The 1,136-nt window shown below is 66.6% G+C and carries 2 protein-coding genes; both read right to left on the bottom strand.

Features of this window, described 5'->3' with window-relative positions; translation table 11 throughout:
- Positions 1-9 precede the first annotated feature (9 nt).
- Positions 10-831, bottom strand: a complete 822-nt coding sequence (locus ACN4EK_RS32790) for an isocitrate lyase/phosphoenolpyruvate mutase family protein (RefSeq protein ID WP_431662637.1) — start codon at positions 829-831, stop codon at positions 10-12.
- 13 nt (positions 832-844) lie between these two features.
- On the bottom strand, positions 845-1,136 hold a 292-nt coding region (locus tag ACN4EK_RS32785), incomplete at its 5' end, for a hypothetical protein (protein ID WP_431662636.1).

Raw genomic sequence — 1,136 nt, 5'->3', positions numbered from 1 at the left:
AGATGTGTATTAGAGACAGCCGTAGAGCGAGTTGCGCTTCGAGCCGGCCTTGTCCTCCAGGCAGAGCGCCGAGACGCCGGCGCGGTCGAGCGAACGGGCGAGCTGATACACGCGTTCGGGAAAGCCGCCGGTGTCGCCGTCGTAGATCATCGGCAGCGGCGTCGCCTCGAAGATCTCGTTGACCGTCGCGAGCCGCGCCCCCGTGTCGACGATCTCGAGGTCGGGCTTGGCCCGCAGCGTCGCGTCGGTGAGGCTGCTCTGCCAGAGCGCGTCGAAGCGTCGGCCCTCGTGGGACGCCCGATGCGCGATCACGGCCGCGAGGCCGCTATGCGCCTCGATCACGCGAATGAACGGCTTCACCTCGAGAAGGCGCCGCAGGCGCGCCTGGCGCGTGCGCGCCATGACGCCCTGCTCCTCCAACGCTTGGTGGATGAGCGTCGAGGAGATGCCGGGCGTGTAGGGAATTTCGACCAGTTCGCCGCCCCACTCGGCAAGGGTCTCGATGACCTCGCGACGCACGCTCGCGACCTTGTCGCCGTAGCGCCAATCGTCCCCGTGGACGACGTAGGCGGGACGCAGCGCAAGCAGGTTGTCGCGATAGCTGTGGCTGCGCTGAGGCACGACGCGATGCACGCCCGCGATGTTCTCCACGACGCGAACCCGGTCGGCGTAGCGCATGAAGGGCGCCCGCTTGTAATCCACGACGGCCTCGTCCGTGAGCACGCCGACGACCACGCGGCCGAGCTCCCGGGCTTTCTCGAGAATGTTGATATGGCCGGCATGCAGCATGTCGCCGACCATGCCGACGTAGACGAGCCTGTCCTCACCCATGGACGCCTCCTCGTCAATATTGCTCGGCCGACCAAGCGCGACGCCCGCGCCGGGCCGCGCCGTGGACTTGGTTGAAGTCTCGGTTGAACTGCGCCGCGAGATCCGCGATCTCGCGCCCCCGCCACAGGTCCGGCACGTCGATCAAGCCCTGCTTGTAAGACATGCGGTAGAGCGGCGTGTCCTTCGCAATGAAGCCTTGGCGGAGGCACTCGGATAGCAGAACCGACCCGACGATCGGGGTCGCCGTGAAGAAAGAAGCGCTGTGGTAACCGGCTTCCTCGGCGAACCGATAGGATTCCCACATC

Source organism: Pantanalinema rosaneae CENA516 (assembly GCF_050753385.1).
In the GTDB taxonomy this organism is placed as follows: Bacteria; Cyanobacteriota; Cyanobacteriia; order Leptolyngbyales; family Leptolyngbyaceae; genus Pantanalinema; species Pantanalinema rosaneae.
Note: the sequence above shows the minus strand (reverse complement) of the source record. Positions and strands in the feature narration are given on the sequence as shown.